Here is a 19,432-nt window from a genome sequence, read left to right on the forward strand (position 1 = left end):
GTCATATCTCCAGAGTTGAAGTGTCGCCAGGGTCTTCACCCAAATAACGGGCTTTTAGAACCCGCCGCATTATTTTCCCGCTCTTGTTTTTTGGTATTCCTTCGCAAAAAATAATTTCCTGCGGCGTCGCTATGCTTGATGCCCGATTTGAGACGTGCAAACGGATCTTGATCTCCAAGTCTTTGCTTGGCTGATAGCGCTCATGGAGATGAACAAAGGCTACTACCTTTTCAAAAAGCAGCTCATCCGGTGCTCCGATTACACCAGATTCGGCAATTTCCTCCACCTCAAGAAGAGCGCTTTCAACTTCAAACGGGCTTATCAGATGGCCGGCAGTGTTTATGACATCATCACTACGCCCCATGAACCAGTAATAGCCGTCATTGTCACGGCGTGCAGTGTCGCCGGTGTAGTACCAGCCATTTTTGAACTTGGAATTGTAGGCTGATTCGTTGTTCAGGTAGGTGACGAACATGGAAGGCCAGCCAACCTTGAGGCAGAGGTTTCCTTGCTCGCCATCCCCGACCGGAGTTCCGTCATCTGCCAAAATTGCAGGCTCAATGCCATCAAACGGCTTACCCATTGAACCCGGACGTATGGGGATTCCAGGTCGATTCGGGATCATAATGGCACCAGTCTCCGTTTGAAACCAGGTATCATAAATATCCCTCTTCAACAGACGCTGACTCCAGGCAATCACTTCCGGATTTAGCGGTTCTCCGACACTGAATATTGAGCGGAGCGACGCGAGATTTGCACCGGTAAATATCTTCTCTTCTTCCCTCATCAACATGCGTAAAGCGGTGGGGGCTGAATACCAGACCGAAATCTTTTCTGCTGCCAGCAGATCCATCCATGCTTGCGCATCATACCCACCACCATAATGGACTTGTGTTACTCCAAGACTCCAGGGACCGATGATTCCGTACGATGTGCCTGTCACCCACCCTTGATCTGCAGTGCACCAATAAATATCATCTTCGGTCAGACCAAGAACACCCGCTGTTGTCGCCATCTGACTAGGCAGACTTCCATGGCGGTGCAGCACACCCTTCGGTTTTCCGGTAGAACCAGATGTGTAGTGCAGAACAGATGGGGTATCTGGTGAGGTGGGCAGTACTGTGTACTGGTCACTTGCTTCAGCCATGATTCGTGAATAGCTGAGGACCCCGGCAGCAAAATCGTCTTCACCATCTACCAGAATGACGAATCGTAAGGAAGGCAACTGCTCACGAATACGGGCTACTTTCTTGTAAAGGCTCTTGCGGGTAATAATTCCCACTGCGCCCGAGTCACCAAGCCGATCAAGCAGTGCATCCTCTCCAAAATTGGAAAAAAGGGTGCCGCAGACTGCTTGAGTTTTCAATGTACCGAGGAAGGCAAAAAACTGCTCTGGCATTTTGGGAAGAAATGTAAAAAAAATATCTCCCTTCTTTACCCCATTAGAAACTAGTGCATTTGCAAATCGGTTGCTCTGTTGCTCTAAATTAGCGAAAGTAAAATCAGTACGAGAACCATGTGCGTCAATCCAGCGCATAGCAACCTTACTACCCAAACCTCGATCACATTGTAGAGTTGAACAAACATAACCGATGTTTTTATGACTATTTTCTTTCATTATAGAATCCTTCCAGAAACTTTAATTTAGAGACAAGGTTATATCGTTCAAAAACAGCTTTTATCTGAACATCATTTTGCCCCATAACATTATTTATAAAATGTAAAGTATCATCTTTTGCCTGAGTACCGTCTATTCGTGCAAAATCCTGATGTTTTTCAGTTATCTTGCGGCTCTTTATGCCATTATATAAGGACATAGCTTTAAACCATACATCATCTGCAGTAAGGCAAATATCCATAAAGACATCTTTATCCATTACAGTTTCATTAAACACACCTTGTGGATACAGTGCACCTTCTCCTCCAGTAGGAAACAAAGCAAACGATGGTGTATCTCGTTCAATAAATTCAGGCCACTGAAGGTATGGAAGCAGATGACCATTTGAATCAAAGGATATCCTGCTGCCCCTATAACAGATCACGTCTTGTGGATTTACCAGATGTGCATAATAGAGCTTTTCAAGCCAGAATTTTGGATACAATGTATCGTCATCTGCTGTTACCAAGACTTCATTTGTAAATGCTTGAAGTGCTGGTATTAACTTTCTATAAGAGCGTAAATCTTCGCAAAATCTGATCTCAAGACCACGTTTGATTTGGCGCTGCAAAATATCAGGAAGTTGATTAACATCATCAATTATTCGATTTCCATGTCTGTCAACATGGGACAACCATAAAACGACTCGATCAGGTTTGACCGTTTGACTTAGAATAGTCTCGATTACAAGATGTAATTTATGGAAACGACTTGGAATAGCAGTTAGACTTACAATAACTTCCTGGGCACGCTTTTTAGACATAATGCCACTACGCCAGTCTAATCGCGCCTTGTAGCCAATTAAGGCTTCCACACCAACTAATCGCTTAAGAAATCGCCTAACAGATTTCAATTAAATATCACTTTCATTTATGATCTCAAGCCAGATACATAATAAGAGTTTATCAGCAAATAGCGCCTGTTTAATTCTGAGTTTAGTGGTAATTTGTTAATTTATTATTTGTAGTTTTTGATATATTTATTTATTTCTTGTTTTAGCATATTTTTTTCATCTGGCAACATAAATGGCGAAAACCACATTATTAACAACATTGCTAATAAAGTACTCAGCTGAATAATAGAATTAACTATAACACCAAAAGTAGATAGGCTATTTGAAATTATTATAGCGCTTATAGAAATAACAAAAAGAATTATAAGTCGTTTAAATTCAAATTTTGCAGTAGTTATATTTTTATACAGAACGTAACAAGTAATTGAAAAAACTAAATAACCTATTGAAATAATATATGCTGATGCAATATATCCGAATGAACTAATAACCAGATAACTAATTAAGGATTTAATTAATACAGGTACAGCGTATGCAATCACCATTCTGGACGTCTTAGCTTTAGTAAAAGCACCCATGGTTAAAAAAGTATAGAACGCATGAAAAGAATATCCAATACATACAATTGCTATAACTTTATTAGCCTCAAAAAATTTATCATCTACAAATATGTTCATTAATGTCGTGGAGAATATTCCAAGAGTGGCTTGAATTACAACAAAAACAGTCATAAAATATGTAGCAATTTTAGCGGTCTGGTAGTCAGAGTCTGCTTGTTTCGAAATTCGAAACATTGCAGCTCCACCCCAAATTGAGTTAAACGATGTAAGAAGCGCTGAATTCAGCATGCTTGGGAATGTAAGACCCATTGTAAGAAGACCAACCTGTTCAATTGACCCCAATGTCCTGAGAAAAAATCTGTCTCCACTATGCAGAAATGTAGCTAACAGCGATGCAGGCACCATAGGATAGCCATATATAAGCATTTTATTCATTACATTCAAGCTTATGTTAAATCCAACATTTTTATAAAAAATATATAGTCCAATTGCAGTAACAGGCACATACGATAAGAGGTTGCCATAGAGCATCCCTATAGCGCCCATTTTATACCAGACAATAAAAATAAGATTACCAATTATACCTGCTGCAAGTTTAACCAAGTTTAATTTCACAAATTGGATTGATTTTTGAGCTACTAAAAATTGAAAACTCAAGGCCATATACACCAGGTCAAATAAAAGTGTTGCAGCTCCGACATTTACTAACTTGATAAAGTCAATGCTTCCAAATATGTATTTTGCAAATTCATCATTAAATATCACACAAAAAAATGATGCAATTATTCCGGATACAGATACTGCGATAACACTTGTTGATATGGCATTTTTTTCGCTCTCTGTCATTTTCCGCTTCATGATAAAATTTGCTTACAGCAACATTAAAGCTTGATGAAAATATTATTCGAATAATAGCATTCGCCTGCTGAACTAAATCTACAGCTCCATAATCAGCCCTTGACATATATTTTGAGTATATCGGTAGTAATATAATACCAGCTAAAGAACTAGCTATCCAACCCAGTGAATATATAGAAGTATGCTTAAATATGTTTTTAATGTTATCTCTTAACATGCCGTATGATCACATATTATTGAACAAGTCAATACTGGTGTGATTATATACCTCATTCCTGAACACATATTTATAAAATACTTCTGTATATTCTTCACTTCCTTTTGCGTTAACATGACTAGGCTCAGAAAATAATTCTCTTTCAAAAACAGGAATATTCGTACTTATATTGTTTTTTTCATGCGCAAATAGTTGATAGGTGTCACCAAACGCAAGTTTATCGTAATTCAATCCGATTTCATAAACAGGTGAGAAAAAAATGGTATATCTTATATTCTTTTTTTTCAGTAAAGAAATTATTTTGCTAAAATATAATTCAGTAACTGGAGGGAGGTCTTTTGTTAATTTTAACTGTTTTTCATATCCCTCTCTGGCCTTTTTATCAAATATCTCTTTTTGCTTATCCGAGAGTGAAAAGATTTGCGGATAGAGAAAATATCCAGCCCCCTTTTCCATCGTTGAAATAAACTGCGAATCAGATTTACCAGTCCTCCAACGAATGACTACCCCTTCCAAAAGAGATGTATCTTTCATGTTGAAATATTCAGTATACGGAAATTTATGTATCTTCCTAAACCTTTTAAGGGCACCTGGCATATCTTCATCCAACTCCATCGCCTCTTCCTCAGTTGCTACGTAACGGAGAAAATTTTCCCCTAGAGAGGCGTCCAGGGCAGTGTCCTTCCTAGTCATGTTTATAGGTGCAAACTCCAGATATAATTTATTAATATCAGGATTCTTCTTCAATATCCTTTTTAAGAAAAAATAAGTGGATGGTGTTGTTGCCCCACCGACAGAAAAATTAATTGCATTCTGATTGTATTTGGACTTGAGCAACTCAGGGCTAATTGCCATCGCCCGAGATGAACCTATAATTATTATATCCCCCTGTCTGTATCGAAAGTCTTCAATCATCTTTGCTTTTGCCAGCCACATAGCCCTTTCCGGCATATGCACATAATCCAGCAAATAAACTCTTACACCTAGCCAAAAACAAATACCAAGCAGGAAACTTGCTAATAACGCAATAAGTGCTCTCATTCTTATACCACCGTCAGAATTGAGCATATATGAACGGTTTTGATGCCGTTCCCATTACAGACTGCATTGACGCGACAAAAACTGCCGCAAGCATAAATGCTTCAGCCATACCAATGAACTGCAGCTGGGTGGATTCTTCAGAGAAAAATCTGGATATAATTATCTTCAACAGATGTTTAGCTCCTTTAGCTATAGGAATCGAGGCAATAGTCGCAATACCAAGCACCAGCAGCAACTCGATCGTTACATAACTTCTCAACTGGTCTGACGTAAACCCAGCATGACCGAATCCAGTAAGTGCCTTAATGAAATATAGGGCTCTCCCAAGTTCCGGGATCCTGAAAAATACCCAACTGATCATGATTACAGAAAGCAGATACAAATGCGAAAAAGGAGCCCACCATTTTTTCATTATTTTCCCAAGTTTCCAGCTTTCAAGTGCCAGGATTATTCCATGCAACATTCCCCAAATTACAAAATTCCAGTTTGAGCCATGCCAGAGCCCGCAAAGCGTAAACACGACGACAATGCTGAGCAGAGCCCTGTAGTTCGTTTTGTATGTTCCTTCTGAAATCTTTTGCCGGATCTTATCGGTCATTAAGGCATATGAAAGTGGGATATAGAGGTAGTCACGAAACCATGTAGAAAGTGAAAGGTGCCATCTACGCCAGAACTCGGTCAGTGATTTTGCCGTGTACGGATAATCGAAGTTTTCAGGGAGTCTATAGCCGAACAGCCGTCCAATCCCGATAGCCATGTCGGTATATCCGGAAAAATCGAAATATAATTGAAGCGTATAGCAAATGATACCCAGCCATGCGACAGGTGTCGTCAACTCAAAGGAAGGAATTGAAAATATCTGATCTGCTACCTTTGCAATAGTATCTGCTATGATCAATTTCTTGCCTAGACCGATAATAATCCGCTTAGCCCCTCCCACAAAGTCATCAAGAGTGACAACGGGCTGTGCAATCTGCTCTTCAATCTGGTGCATCCTAACAATTGGTCCTGCCGTGATTTTTGAGAACATGGCAAACGCCAGAGAAAATTTGAAGAAGTTACGTTCTGCCCTGATATCTTCCCTATAGATATCCACAAGATAGGCAATTGCCTGAAATGTTATGAATGATAAACCAAGGGGGATGGGGAACTGCTGAATGCCAACAGGTCGGAGGCTGATGCTCTGTAATGCGCTATTCAGAGTGCCACAGAAAAAGCCAAGGTATTTGAAAATAAAAAGTATTGCGAGATTGGCGGCTATAACAATAGCCACCCCCCTAGCACGTTTGGCAGGGTCATCGCAACGATCCAACAACAGGCCAAACAGGTAATTCAGGATCAAAACATCGAGAAATATTAAAATAGACCGACTGTCGCCGCTGGCATAAAAATACAGGCTTGCCAACAGCAGAACTATGCTGCGCATTTTGATGCCGATTGCACAGTAAACAAAATAAATAATCGGCAGGAAAAAAAAGAGAAAATTTTGCGAACCAAAATCCATAAGAATCACAGCCGATCAAGGTGAGACAAGATTTTGCTGTGCTCTCTCAAGATATCTTGCTCTCGATTCTCTTCAATAAATCGCCAACATTCTTGAATGAAACAAGTTCTTTCTGACTGAATTTGATGCCAAATTGCGTCTCCACAGCAACAATCAGATTGACATGAGAAAGTGAATCCCAGCCATCAATATCATTGGCGGTTGTCTCATTCTCAATCTGTATGGAATCATCGTCAAAGACTTGGCAGAAAATGGCATTAAGTTTCTCAATTGTAGTCATTGTTCATATCTCCAGAGTTGAAGTGTCGCCGGCATCGGTTCCAAGGTACTGTGCCTTAAGTACACGACGCATGATCTTACCACTTTTGTTCTTCGGGATCGTATCAACAGGGATAATCTCTTGTGGTGTGGCAAGGGAAGATACTCTGTTCGAAACATAGAGTCTGATTTTCAGCTCAAGTTCTTTGGTGTATTCATACTGTTTGTGCAAGTTGACAAATGCTACTATTTTTTCATACAAGAGATCGTCCGGGGCACCAATTACACCAGACTCCGCCACCTCTTCAATCTCAAGCAAAGCACTCTCGACCTCGAATGGGCTCACTAAATGGCCGGCTGTATTGATAACATCATCACTCCGGCCCATGAACCAATAGTAGCCGTCAGCATCTCGATAAGCAGTATCACCTGTATAGTACCATCCATCCCGGAACTTGGACCTGTAGGCAGTATCATTATTCAGAAAGGAAATAAACATGGACGGCCAGCCCGCCTTGACACAGAGATTACCTTGATTGCCATCGTTAACAGGTTTACCATCATCTGCCAATATTGCCGGTGCAATTCCGGTAACAGGTTTCCCCATCGAACCGGGTCTAATTTCAATACCAGGCCGATTAGCAATCATGATACCACCCGTCTCAGTCTGAAACCAGGTATCATATATATCCTTTCCCAGTACATTCCTAGCCCAGTGGATTACTTCAGGATTTAACGGTTCACCGACACTGCAGATATGACGCAATGATGTGAGTTTAAAGCGTGAAAACAGTGATGGATCTTCTCTCAACAGCATCCTTAGCGCTGTCGGCGCCGTATACCAAACTGAGATCTTCTCATCTTGAAGCATACGGAACCATGTCTCCGCATCATAACCGCCACCATAATGAAGTTGGCTAATACCGTGACTCCAAGGGCCGATAATTCCGTAAGACGTTCCAGTTACCCAGCCCTGATCAGCGGTACACCAGAACATGTCGTCACTATACAGCCCAAGAACTTCACGGGTAGTCGGGTGTTGGTGAAGGATGCTGTTGTGCCTGTGAAGAACCCCCTTTGGTTTACCGGTTGAACCGGATGTGTAGTGCAGAACTGACGGTACGTCCGGACCAGTTAACGGTGCCGTGAACTCTGAAGAGCATTGAGACATTAACCGACTGTAACTCCGGATATTTTCCGAAATATCTTCATCGCTGTCTACAACTATAATCCATCTTAAATCAGGAAGCTGTCCCCGAATTCGATCGATCTTTTTTAAAAAGCTTTTTTTAGTAATAATTCCCTTTGCACGAGCATCACCAAGCCTGTCAAGAAGCGCTTCTTCACCGAAATTTGCGAACAGAGTGCCAGTTATGAGCTGCATCTTTAATGAACCAAGAAACGCAAAAAACTGTTCCGGCATTTTGGGTAAAAACGTGTAAAAAAACATCACCTTTGGAAAATTCTAGCCCCGCAAGGAGGTTTGCAAATCTATTACTATCTGTTTCAAGATCGGCATACGTGTAATCCAGTCTGTCTTCATGTGCAGATAGCCAGCGAAATGCAAGTTTATCAGCACGCCCCTGTTCGCATTGAAGTCTGGTACATATATGCCCAATGTTGAATTGATTGTTAACGATCATATTGCCCTCCTATTCCTGCGGATTTCAACCAAATTGAAATACAGCGCACTATTTTAATTGATCGGCTCCAACATCAGAAAATTTATGTCGTAGATTTCCATCAATATCATCAGTTACTTCCAAAGGGGTTTTCGCACGCCCAACGGCAGGGGCTGCTTTTTCTGCAAGATGAAAATCACCAGTGGATGCATTTACAAACCAAGTTGAAGGGGCATTTTCAATGTTACCTGACAAAATTGCTTTTGCACCGTTGCGTTCTACCATTTTCACATTGGTGAGATTATTTGTTACCACGGCATTGGTAGCTGGGAATCGCCATTCAATGGAAGAATACGTCTTATTTGGTTTCAAGGAGTATACGGTATTGTGTAATACTTTCGAATTGCATGCTTGCCAGAGAGAAACACCGCTGTCAAACCCATATTCAGAATTGAACAATTTAAGGGAAATTGCGGATATGAAATTATTTCTTATCACCCCGCCAAAGTGGTCGACATAATCTCCAGTATCTGAACAATTGTTATGTAATGGAATCCTCTTGGTTCCAGACGTTGACATGCCAAAACCAACCCCTCTCGTATTGTTGACGAGACGATTTCTCTCTACTACCGTATTATTCGAACTCCCCCAGAAGTGGATCGCATGTTCCGAAATACCTTTCTCACACCAAAAACCTTCAATAAGATTGTCCCTTACGAGCCACTCTCCTGCCCTGTGGGCGTCAATGCCACCGGTGTAACAATTATCTCTGATTTTTGTCCTACCCGCATCGGTTAACTCAATATGAGAGCAGGCTATTTCTCCATTATCGGGGAAATAAGTCGATGAGGGATTGATTTTGATTGCCTGTTGGCCAGGATCGATGATTCGTATATTATATATTTTTGTATGCATGGTGTTGCCATTGTTTGCTGTATATACATGGACAGGATGATTATAGGCCCTGGCAATAGTTATGTCGGCAATTGTAACATTCGAAGCAGCAATTTGAATGATTTCACCGGACTTATAATTCCCGTCTAAAACTACTGCATCTCTGTTGCCACTCTGTGACCTCAAAGTAAGATTGGGGATTTTCATAATAAGGCAGTAACCATTAAGATTATATATGCCATCAACCAGCATAATTGTTGTGCTCGGGGATGCAGCGGATAAAACCCTTTTCAGTTGCTCAACACTATCGACAACAAAGGTCTTGCCTGTTGGCGCAGAAAGTTGGGGACAGAAATCGCGATCATCATTCGACGTAATGTCTGATGATAATTCACTGCCAGATGTTACTCTTACCAGTATCATAAATAGTAAAGTGAGATGGACAACCCGATATTTGCGGAAATATACAAGTATCATGAAGTCGCTTCAGTCTCTATTGAAGCCTCAAATTTTTGGGTGAGAAAAAAAGACAAGGTCAGGTTCCAATAAAGGAAATCGATAAGAATAAGATTGGCAAAAAAAGCAGTTACCAAAAATCCGGCTATACCGCAGTTCAACATGTTGATAAGATTCAACCGCTCATCATCACGGAATCTATATTTACGGTTTAATTTGTACCCTTTCCACAAAGGGAAGAATATCATTAAGTAATACGGAATTGCAGACAACAACCCGCCTTCAGCCAGAATGTTGACAAAGGTGTTGTGGGTATGGGAAAGCCCTCGCTGCCCCTCACTTCCGAAAGTAGCTATATATAATCTATCATCAACTGATCCTGCATAGGCTGCAGCATATTCGCCGCTAGCCTTGGAAAAATTAAGATTGCCAACACCAAAGACAGGGTGGTCTCCAAAGATTCTAAGGCCGACTTTCCACAACAGCAACCTAGATGCTGATGAATAGTCTGATATTTCATCTGAATGGATATCCTGAGTCTTGATAGTACCAATTCGTTCAAAATAGCTGTCAGGAATAAACGGAAGGGCTGTTATTAATATAAGGAAAGCAAAACCGATCATTCTGGCTTTTCGTTTTGAAAAAAAATAAACCCCTGTAAATGACAGTACAAATCCCAAAAAACCTGCCCTTGATTGAGTTAGAACAATTATGCTGATAAAAGCAATAAAACTTAAGAATCCAAAATATTTCTGAAACTTGTCATGCTTATTTATTAAATAAATTGATACCGGAAGATACAGGACAAAAACACCTGTTATTGCACATCTATCGACTATTGCTGTTCCAAACAGCTGCTCAACAAGTGTATTTCCTCGAGAATATTGCTCAATACCCCATACTGCCATAAACATAAAACAAAATACTGTGAATTTTATGTAATTGTTAACCTCTTTGTCAGTTAATTTTAATAAAACAGAATAAAGGCAAATACAGTAAACCATAGTTTGCAGGATAATATTTTGATAATAGATACTTCCATTTATTTCTGAAAAATCGGTGTATGAGCTAATTAGTGTAGATAAATATAAAGTTCCTACAAATAAAATATAGTACATGAAAAACTTTGTATTGAGACTGTTAAGAAGTCTTTCCCTCTTGACTAGGCATGATAAAAATAAGCAACTTATAGCAATTGCAAAAACATTTGATATGGATGATCTCCCATAGGTTAGCTGCTCAGGTCTAATGACAGAAATAAATGTATAGTTAAGTATCCCCCAGAATGGATTGATAAATGCTGTCAATGCCATAAGTGGGAATAGTATTTGTAGTAATAACACTCTCATAAATTTTAACTTTTATTCATACAGATGCCTGTAAGATGCCATCATCGTATCAAAGGAGAAATGTTCAACCGCCCTTTTCTGGGCACTACATCCCATCTTCTCTGCAAGTGACCGGTCAGAAAGTAAATCTATGACTCGATCTGCCAACTGACCATCATTCCCGAGCGGCACCAGATACCCGGTGTCCTTATCGATAACTACTTCAGGATTCCCACCGACATCGGTTACCACTCCCGGCACCCCACTTGCCATGGACTCCAGTAAGGTTACAGAGATCCCTTCGGTAAAAGAGGTGAGCAGAAAAACATCCATAAGTTTATAAATTTCGGGCATATCATGCCGCAGTCCGATGAATCTTACATGGTTATCAATCCCCAGCTCAGAAACAAGCGCTTTAAGGTTCGCCTCCTGTGAACCCTGCCCTGCTATCATCAGACAGGTGTCAGGCTTCTCCGCATGAATCTGCTTAAACCCCCTCAGCATCATCGGGATGTTCTTAATCTCCTCAAGCCGGGCTGCAGTACCGATAATCCGGCATGCTTCCCCAATGCCCAGTTCCAGTCGCTTTTCAGCAAGATTAATGGGCGGATTCATTCTGCTGAAGTCCACGCCGTTGTGAATGATCTGAATTCTGTCAAACGGTAAATTGTCCATGTCAGCCATCGCCCTGGCCGTGCTGGAGGATATTGAAACAAGATGACCAGCCATTGAAGCGAGAAAAGGATTAAGCAGATACCGTTTCCAGCGACGTACGTCAGGATAATTTCGGCCATGTTCGGTATAGACGAATTTAACTCTTCCCGCGAGAAAAGCCGCAGGCACTGCATAGAAAAATGGCGGGTATTGATGGGCATGAACAACGTCAATTTTTTCAGTGAGGATTATGTCGCGAATCCAGCCTATCAGGCTCCAGTCAGTACCTGCTCCACTGGAATGGTTGTATACCGTGTAGCCCTCCTCTTTGAGCTTGTCTCCAAGTTCACCAGAGGACTTAAGACAGCAGATAACCGGCCTGTTCCCTGAAAAACTGTGGTGACGCACCATGTTATAAACAAGTGTTTCGGCACCACCTACCGACATTGAGAGTATTACATGGAGAATCTTTGGGGAGGATGGTTCAGTCACATCCTTGCCTTTAGCCATGAGAGTTCTCGCTTAAAACTAGTTTGCCTCAATGCGCTCAACAATTCTGAAGTAATTCGTAAAAATACCGAGCTAAATGTCAAAGATGGGGTCGGTGATCCAGGGACAGACTGCTCGTCATCATTGATGTTAAAAGAAACAATGCTTTCAAGAGAGACCAGTTTTGAACCCACCCACCCATTCTGTAGCATCAGCACCACTGGTCTGGTCAACGTACTCGTTTTATGCCTCTGAAGTTCATCAGCAGCAGCATTAAAGAAATACCTTGCATGCTCAAGATATGCATTAACCCTTACGGCAGCACAAAAATGTGCCGCGTGATAGAATATGACACTTTTTCTAAGATCCTGCGCTGCCCAAGTTTCATTCGGGTACTCAAGAATTTGTGGTTTTTCAAGATATGGGTATTCATTTACGAGCATCCACTCTGCGTATGCAAGCAAACTGGCTTTGGCGTAGTGATATCCGGCATCATGCTGTTCCAGTTCATGTTTCTTGTAAATAAACTTTGCAACAGCATTCAGTAGTACAGTGTAAGACCACGCTATCTCGGCATTAAGCAGATTTCGCGCATCAATATCATCCTCGGGATGAAGCGCCCCTCGAATTAGCTCTTCTGCTTTTGAAATAAATCTGTTGTCACCGGAAACTTCGTATGCATCAAGGCATGCAGTCAAGACATTTCCGGTCCCTCTTGTCAGCGGATATTTAGGGAAAAGTGTTTTTAGAGTATTACCGGCATTACGCAATTTTTGAATGTATCCCACTGATCTTTTGAGAACTGCCAGGACAGTCATAGGGCCGGAGAGTGACCTCAAACCCCAGTCCGCCTGATCAATAACCGCTTCCCGAAACACAGGGTTCCCGGTTTGAAAATAATGGTACATAAGACCAGTAGTATAGCAATGCTCTGCGGCTGGCCCACCACCGCAAAAACGTGGATCTTTTACTGCCAGATGTTCTTTTGAGCAGGAACGATGCGTTGACAAGCCTGCATCAATATAGTGGTCGGTATGCCAAAACAGCCCCCGGTTATACTCTTCTCTATCATTGTCGGTGTGATAACTATCAATATCCTGAACATGCCTGGCCAGAGCAGAAGCAATCTCGCCCCATTTGGGATCTCCAGTGGCAAAGAATTTTCTGTATGTGCCACCAACCCCATCGTACTGGTTGTTATAATGAGATACAAATGGTGTTGTACCTTTATGGTAGACCGCTTCATGATCAGCATACAAGTCGCCGAAATTGCGCCATCCATATTCATCAACAACTTCCCGCTTTTTGTAAAGGTCATCCGCTGTAACAAATCGATCAACAAGATCAGTGACATTCTTATCACCATGCAAATAAGGCAGATCAATAAATACACCTGAATTATGACTGGTTTCAGGTGAAGGGACTGCAATCAGAGGTGCGCGTACCCACGCAAGAGTTTCAGGACAAGCAGCAAAATCCAGACAGAGTGAGTTGGTTTTCTGTTCCCCCCCCTGTAACTCGTGTAAATCTGGAGAACATCCAGGGAAGAATTCCACCTTTAAGTCATCTTTATCAATTGAGAATGCCTTGGGGAACTCCTGCCAAAAACAAGGCATTGCTACAGATACCCCGGCATCGCCATTATCATACCATACGATTGGTGTTGCACGTTTTCCTGTTGCAACTGTTTCTCCTCCCCTGGTTATTTCGTAGCCGCTAAACCGCAGCCGGACATTACCATCCCTTGTGCGATGGACAGGGCTGTCCCAATTATGACCGCCACTTGATTCCTGATAAATTCTCATACCACCTGATGAAACATCAAACTCGAAAGCTGAAAGGTCAGGTTCAGGAGAACAATGAATCCGGCTTGTTCCAGAAGGGTTAAGGGGGAAAACCAGGGAAAACTCCTTGAATAGGAGAGACCCGGAGTCTCCTAGGTCCCAGAGCCCACCAGGATGACTGGCGGCACCGGGATTTTGCAGGGTAATTTCCAGTTGAATGTAACTACTGTCGGCAAAGAAATGGATACGACTTACATAACGAGGTGAATTACGCCGTTCTGATTCAAATCGTCCTTCAATACGCAGAATTGATCTTATTGGTCCTTCGGATTCGACTTCGATCGTTTCAATTATGGGTTTTAGATTCTTTCCATCTGCCCCAAACAAACAGAACGAACCGTCTCCGGTAAGAAGTTCCTCATTTCCCACTATAATACTTCTGAATGGACGATACTCTCTGATGTCTATTACAAATTCGGCGGCACCAGTCGAAACTCGCCAATGGTCCGAACCCTTCGTAATCTGAATTGGTCTTAGTTCGGATTTAGTTGAGTCATTCTGCTCAATAAGTCGATACAACCTATTTGAATTTGCAGGTACTGTAGCAGCAAAATCAATCAACAACCACTTTACACTGCCATCTTGCCACTTCTTGAGGATCTGTGACTGCAATTGCTGCGATTCGTTTTCGGGGGACAATAGCTGCAGACCTGCAGTGTCAAGTAATGCCCCTTTTGGACAAGGCACTCCGATACGTACAAATTCATGTTTTCTATCAATGCCACAGAGTTCAGTGACCAAGACTTCTAAAACATTTGATCGATTTTCAGTCATTCCATATCCTTAAGATACTCCCGTAAGCATAGAACTATCGAGACCAGTAAGAATCATATTGATTTCATTGACGGCTGAGACTGAACCTCCTGCAAAACCCGGGCAGGGTTACCTGCAATAATCCGTCCGGCAGGCATCTCACGAGATACGACGCTCCCTGCGGATACAATACTGCGCTCCCCTACATCAGCCATAATAATCGCCCCTTCTCCAATCCAGGATTCCCGGCCAATAGTCACTCGGTCAAAAATCATGTCTTCTGAAGGGTTTTCAATATCATATCGCTGAGCATGCTGACGTTTCCCGCTTGTAATGCTGACCCGGCTCGCCAACAGCACCCTATCTTCCAGAGTCACATCGCCCAAAATGCAATATGCGCCAATGCTTACGTTCCTTCCCAGCACCGCGCCTCGGCGAGAGAAGTAACTGCCAAATCCAATAAATACATCAGGAGAAACGGACTCAAGAGTACACCTGTAATATGCCAGTCTCAGGAAACTACCCGTTTTCCCCGGAAGCAAGGCCAGAAAACAGGCACATGCAGTGAAAAAGTCGTCATTCCCAAACGAATCCCCAAGCCTAGTTATAATAATGAGTGGCAATACTGGTATATATGCCAATACCAACACTATCCTTTTAATTATCTGTCTGAATTCGTTCATAATTTACAGACTCCAAGATAATAAAGCACTATTTCTTCATTATCCTATCGGCACCATCTGCCAATGCATGCAAGAGCGCTATTGCCGCACGCCTGGCCCCCTCACGGTTCAGATGCTCGCCATCGTCGGTAAATTTTGGGTGTAGCGCCTCATACCTGGCGCCGTTCTTATTCCCCTGGACTCTCAAACCGTCAGGCGCGGTTGATTCGACTTCAGCCAGGTCAAAAAACGGCTCCTTCCCCTGGTATTCTTTTCTCAAGAGTTCATTGTACCTGGTTCTGTTGATGTTTGCTTCCTCACCTGTAGATTTTCCGATTACTTTCTTTACGATACCCTTAATTCCGCCATCAATGGATTTAACAGGAATAGTAACATGCATGATGGGCAATCTAGGATGCTGCTGCCTGATTGCTGACATCATCTTCTGATATTTCTCAAAGAGCGCTTCACCGTCCGTATCGGCGCCGACATCGACATAGCAGAATTTGAAAAACGCCAGATCAACTGCATTCCCAGACTTTAAGACATGCTCTCTGAAGGACTCAATCTTCGAGTCAGGGGTCATGTTTGCTCCTACTCGGAAGTGAGCAAACATCGGTCCAGTTACATTTTCGGGAGAGTCAGTTTCAACAATGTTCAGTTTGTAGGAAGCGTTTTCGACACCCAGTGCCTGCAACCCATCAAGTATATTTTTGCCAACCGATTGATGGCCGAAATATACCCTTAGAGACCGAACCTTCTCCAATTGGGAAGCGGAAAGATCAGTACTATTGTTTTGTTTGGCCATCTGTGGGTCTCCTTTAGCGCAACCCAATAACATCAGTATGAGAAGAGTAGGATAAATTACCCTCGCCATTATACCAATGAAAAACTGTGAAATCTTTTCCAACAACTTTACCATTAACGCCCCTCCAGTATTTCCTTGGCGTATTTGACGAGATCAGGATTTTCCCCACATACAAATTTCTCCAACCCTTTCTCCCTCGCCATGACTCCGGATCTGACCATGTTTGCGATCTCCCAGGCATAAGGGTGAAAGCCGTACCGGTTCATATGAACCTGATTCGCATAGGCGTTCAGCATGCAGTTGGTTGAATTTGCGTCCGTATCCTGCGGCTTCTCCCATCCAAGCTCCCGGTTACGAGCAACGATCTTATCTTCATCATATTCGAGAAATGCCAGCGGATGGATATTCCAGGGAAACCTTTGGGGGTCTGCAAACTGCTCTTCATCCACGAAGTACTGGGAAAGAGCATTTTGTCCCGCTACAGAACACAGCGGTTCTTGAATCGCTTTTTGAGTCATACGGACCATACTCGGGTTGGTGCGCATTACAGATGCCTGTAGGGGAGCTTGTCCCGGGGACCATCCAAAGCCGACAAATGGTATCCTCTTTTCCAGGGCAGTGCGTAGTGTTACCGCCTTTACCAAGCCGATGCAGCTGGTGCAGATGGTACTGGCCCGCTCCATGGCCTTGGGTGAGTATAGCTCCTTCTCTGCCGCTACCATGAAGATTTTTCTTAGTGTTACCGGATTGGGGCGAATAATCAGATGATCTACTCCCAGCGATTCGGTAACGTTGTTCATATTCACGAATGAACGTTCAGAAATAAAGGTATTGTCAAAAGTCAAAGCCAAAACTTTAAGCCGAAAATAATTGACAAACAGATCAAGGGTATAGGTGCTGTCTTTGCCGCCACTATATGCCATGAGAACATCGTAACCGCTTGGATTGCAATGCTCTGCAGTAAGGGCGACAAATCTGTCCTCATACTGTTTCTTGGCTTCCAGGCTTACGTTCTCAGGTTTATAGGAACGGCAAAAGTTGCAGACGCCCTTATCGTCAAATGATATCCCCGGGAAGTTTTCAGTAAGGATGCAGCTATTACATATTTTCATGAATCACCTCACCTTTCATTCGGGACAAGTAGCTGGCTGCCATTACGCGTATCCGGAAATATTGAACCGATGCCCTACCATATGACACTAATCCCAGGTCTTAATTATAACTTTTAAGTTCCGTCTTTTTGACCTTTCCGCTCTCGGTCTTTGGCAGCTCAATGCAGAACTTGATACGGTGCGGGACCTTGAACGCCGGAAGAATTCTGTGGCAATGATTAATCAGATCCTTTTCCGAACATGCATCTGACTGCTTCAGAACTACACAAGCAACTATCGATTCGCCCAGAATATCGTCATCAACTCCAATTACGGCTGACTCAAGCACGGCTTCGTGTTCCAGGAGAACATCCTCAATCTCTCTAGGGGCGATCCTGTGGGCACCGCTCTTGATCATCTCGGATTTACGGCCATGCAGATACAGATATCCCTCGGCATCAATAGTAGCAAGGTCGCCGGTCCAAAGCCGGCCATCTCTTAGCACTTCCGCAGTTGCTTCGGGCTGCCCCCAGTAACCGAGCATCACGTTTTCGCCCCTCGCAGTAAGCTCGCCGATTTCGCCCGGCTGTACCGGCCCCCCTGATTGGTCTAGGACTTCAAGTGTTACCCCTGGGATCGCTTTGCCGATTGAACCGGGTTTACGTCGCAGCTCTTCTGGTTCCAGATAAGATAGCCGCGGAGCAGCCTCTGTCTGGCCGTACATTACAAAAATGGGGACATCAGGGAGAGCCCCGGATAGGCGGTCCGCTAACTGAATAGACATCGCACCGCCTGCCTGGGTCAGATATCTGAGATGCGGAAAAGAATTGTCATGGATTGCCGACTTGTTCAAGAGCAGTGAAAAGGTTGAGGGCACGCCGGAGAAACCGGTGACTCTCTCCTTGATTATCTGATCGAGGATCAGATTGGGGTACATGAGACTCTGGTTTACAACCAGCTTCCCCCCCGCCGCAATATGAGTGAGCAAAACCGAATTCCCGTATGAATAAAAGAACGGCAGAACAACCATAACAGAATCATTCTCTGTCAGCCCCAGGTACTTGACTGTTGACAGGGTATTGGCGACGAGATTTTGGTGGCTTAACATGACCCCTTTCGGGGTGCCGGTGGTACCGGAAGTATAGATTATCTGGGCAAGGGCTGAGGACTCGATAATTGGCGGAACAAAACTGCTATCGGTTTTTGCATGTAACATTTCATTTAAGTCACGACAAGCAATTCCGGAAACAACCCCGCCCCCGGGAGACGCCAGCAGATTTAACGAATCGATAGTGATTCTGCTCGTATTAAAGAATTTAAGAAATTTCCTGTTAGTCAAAACTGCGGACGAACCGGAGTCACTCAGAAGTTTCAGTACTGTCCTTTCTGACGTCTGGGTATTCAAGCCGACGAACACCCCTCCTGCAAGCAATGTCCCGAAATATGAAACAATGTAGTCGAACGGCACATCCGTAAGAACTGCGATACGATCTCCGGGTTTGACCCCTGACTCAGCTAGTGAAGCAGCAAGTGAGGAAGATGCATTAAGCAGATCGGCATAAGTAAACCGACCTCCAGCTACAAGTGCCTCCGCATCCGGCCATCTATTGCCTGATTCGAGCAGAAAATCATGCACCAGCATCATCAATGCCTCTGATTAAATCGGAATCCCAATTTTATGAATTGGTTACTGGGCCAGACTTCTGGATATGTAGTTTCCTAGCCTGCTTATCGAATCGAAGTTTTCCGGAAGCAGGTCCGCATCTGAAACCCTGAACCCGAATGCTTCCTCGATCCATGCCACCACTTCCAGAATACCGGTTGAGTCTATGACCCCAGTCTCCAGAAAAGAGTCATCCTCCCCTAAATTGCCCCCGTCTTCACCGAAGAGGAAATTCGAAACGATGAACTCCCGTACCCTTGATGCATATTCCGACATTTGA

Annotated in this window: 18 protein-coding genes; all 18 read right to left on the minus strand. The window is 43.1% G+C overall.

Annotated features, from left to right (window positions below):
* Position 1 precedes the first annotated feature (1 nt).
* Positions 2 to 1,618 (minus strand): AMP-binding protein, encoded by a 1,617-nt coding sequence (locus OR1_RS13980; RefSeq protein ID WP_052440467.1) that lies wholly within the window; start codon positions 1,616 to 1,618, stop codon positions 2 to 4.
* Positions 1,605 to 2,471: a glycosyltransferase family A protein gene (locus tag OR1_RS13985; RefSeq protein WP_152609908.1), complete on the minus strand. Its 867-nt coding sequence runs from the start codon at positions 2,469 to 2,471 to the stop codon at positions 1,605 to 1,607. Before OR1_RS13985 ends, OR1_RS13980 begins: the two co-directional genes overlap by 14 nt.
* A 143-nt stretch (positions 2,472 to 2,614) precedes the next feature.
* Positions 2,615 to 3,856 (minus strand): lipopolysaccharide biosynthesis protein, encoded by a 1,242-nt coding sequence (locus OR1_RS13990; protein WP_160295259.1) that lies wholly within the window; start codon positions 3,854 to 3,856, stop codon positions 2,615 to 2,617.
* The gene (locus OR1_RS23315; protein ID WP_082002965.1) at positions 3,765 to 4,085 is read right to left on the minus strand and encodes an oligosaccharide flippase family protein; all 321 of its coding nucleotides are present in this window, start codon (positions 4,083 to 4,085) and stop codon (positions 3,765 to 3,767) included. Before OR1_RS23315 ends, OR1_RS13990 begins: the two co-directional genes overlap by 92 nt.
* Positions 4,086 to 4,094: 9 nt before the next feature.
* The gene (locus tag OR1_RS13995) at positions 4,095 to 5,126 is read right to left on the minus strand and encodes a DUF1574 family protein (protein WP_041972527.1); all 1,032 of its coding nucleotides are present in this window, start codon (positions 5,124 to 5,126) and stop codon (positions 4,095 to 4,097) included.
* Positions 5,127 to 5,139: 13 nt separating this feature from the next.
* Positions 5,140 to 6,630, minus strand: coding sequence for an MBOAT family protein (locus OR1_RS14000; RefSeq protein ID WP_041972528.1), 1,491 nt, complete (start codon positions 6,628 to 6,630; stop codon positions 5,140 to 5,142).
* Positions 6,631 to 6,676: 46 nt separating this feature from the next.
* Positions 6,677 to 6,910 (minus strand): acyl carrier protein, encoded by a 234-nt coding sequence (locus OR1_RS14005; RefSeq protein WP_041972529.1) that lies wholly within the window; start codon positions 6,908 to 6,910, stop codon positions 6,677 to 6,679.
* A gap of 3 nt (positions 6,911 to 6,913) precedes the next feature.
* Positions 6,914 to 8,272 (minus strand): AMP-binding protein, encoded by a 1,359-nt coding sequence (locus tag OR1_RS14010; RefSeq protein ID WP_237754301.1) that lies wholly within the window; start codon positions 8,270 to 8,272, stop codon positions 6,914 to 6,916.
* A complete protein-coding gene (locus tag OR1_RS22825) occupies positions 8,232 to 8,531 on the minus strand; it encodes a hypothetical protein (protein ID WP_237754302.1) in 300 nt (99 codons plus the stop codon). Before OR1_RS22825 ends, OR1_RS14010 begins: the two co-directional genes overlap by 41 nt.
* 48 nt (positions 8,532 to 8,579) lie before the next feature.
* Positions 8,580 to 9,881: a hypothetical protein gene (locus OR1_RS14015; RefSeq protein ID WP_041972530.1), complete on the minus strand. Its 1,302-nt coding sequence runs from the start codon at positions 9,879 to 9,881 to the stop codon at positions 8,580 to 8,582.
* Positions 9,878 to 10,978, minus strand: coding sequence for an O-antigen ligase (locus tag OR1_RS14020; RefSeq protein ID WP_160295260.1), 1,101 nt, complete (start codon positions 10,976 to 10,978; stop codon positions 9,878 to 9,880). The genes OR1_RS14015 and OR1_RS14020 overlap by 4 nt, the downstream gene beginning before the upstream one ends.
* A gap of 243 nt (positions 10,979 to 11,221) precedes the next feature.
* The gene (locus tag OR1_RS14025) at positions 11,222 to 12,352 is read right to left on the minus strand and encodes a glycosyltransferase (RefSeq protein ID WP_041972532.1); all 1,131 of its coding nucleotides are present in this window, start codon (positions 12,350 to 12,352) and stop codon (positions 11,222 to 11,224) included.
* Positions 12,331 to 14,949, minus strand: coding sequence for a hypothetical protein (locus OR1_RS14030; protein ID WP_041972533.1), 2,619 nt, complete (start codon positions 14,947 to 14,949; stop codon positions 12,331 to 12,333). The genes OR1_RS14025 and OR1_RS14030 overlap by 22 nt, the downstream gene beginning before the upstream one ends.
* Before the next feature lie 53 nt (positions 14,950 to 15,002).
* Entirely contained in the window at positions 15,003 to 15,611 is a 609-nt protein-coding gene (locus tag OR1_RS14035; protein ID WP_041972534.1) for a DapH/DapD/GlmU-related protein, read from the minus strand.
* A 28-nt stretch (positions 15,612 to 15,639) separates the two neighbouring features.
* Entirely contained in the window at positions 15,640 to 16,512 is an 873-nt protein-coding gene (locus OR1_RS14040) for an SGNH/GDSL hydrolase family protein (protein ID WP_052440470.1), read from the minus strand.
* Positions 16,512 to 17,510, minus strand: a complete 999-nt coding sequence (locus OR1_RS14045; RefSeq protein ID WP_052440471.1) for a hypothetical protein — start codon at positions 17,508 to 17,510, stop codon at positions 16,512 to 16,514. Before OR1_RS14045 ends, OR1_RS14040 begins: the two co-directional genes overlap by 1 nt.
* 100 nt (positions 17,511 to 17,610) lie before the next feature.
* Complete coding sequence (locus OR1_RS14050; RefSeq protein WP_052440472.1) at positions 17,611 to 19,134, minus strand: class I adenylate-forming enzyme family protein; 1,524 nt, start codon at positions 19,132 to 19,134, stop codon at positions 17,611 to 17,613.
* A 42-nt stretch (positions 19,135 to 19,176) separates the two neighbouring features.
* Entirely contained in the window at positions 19,177 to 19,428 is a 252-nt protein-coding gene (locus tag OR1_RS14055) for an acyl carrier protein (RefSeq protein WP_041972535.1), read from the minus strand.
* Between the last annotated feature and the right edge of the window lie 4 nt (positions 19,429 to 19,432).

The sequence above is a fragment of the Geobacter sp. OR-1 genome (genome assembly GCF_000813145.1).
GTDB lineage: Bacteria > Desulfobacterota > Desulfuromonadia > Geobacterales > DSM-12255 > Geoanaerobacter.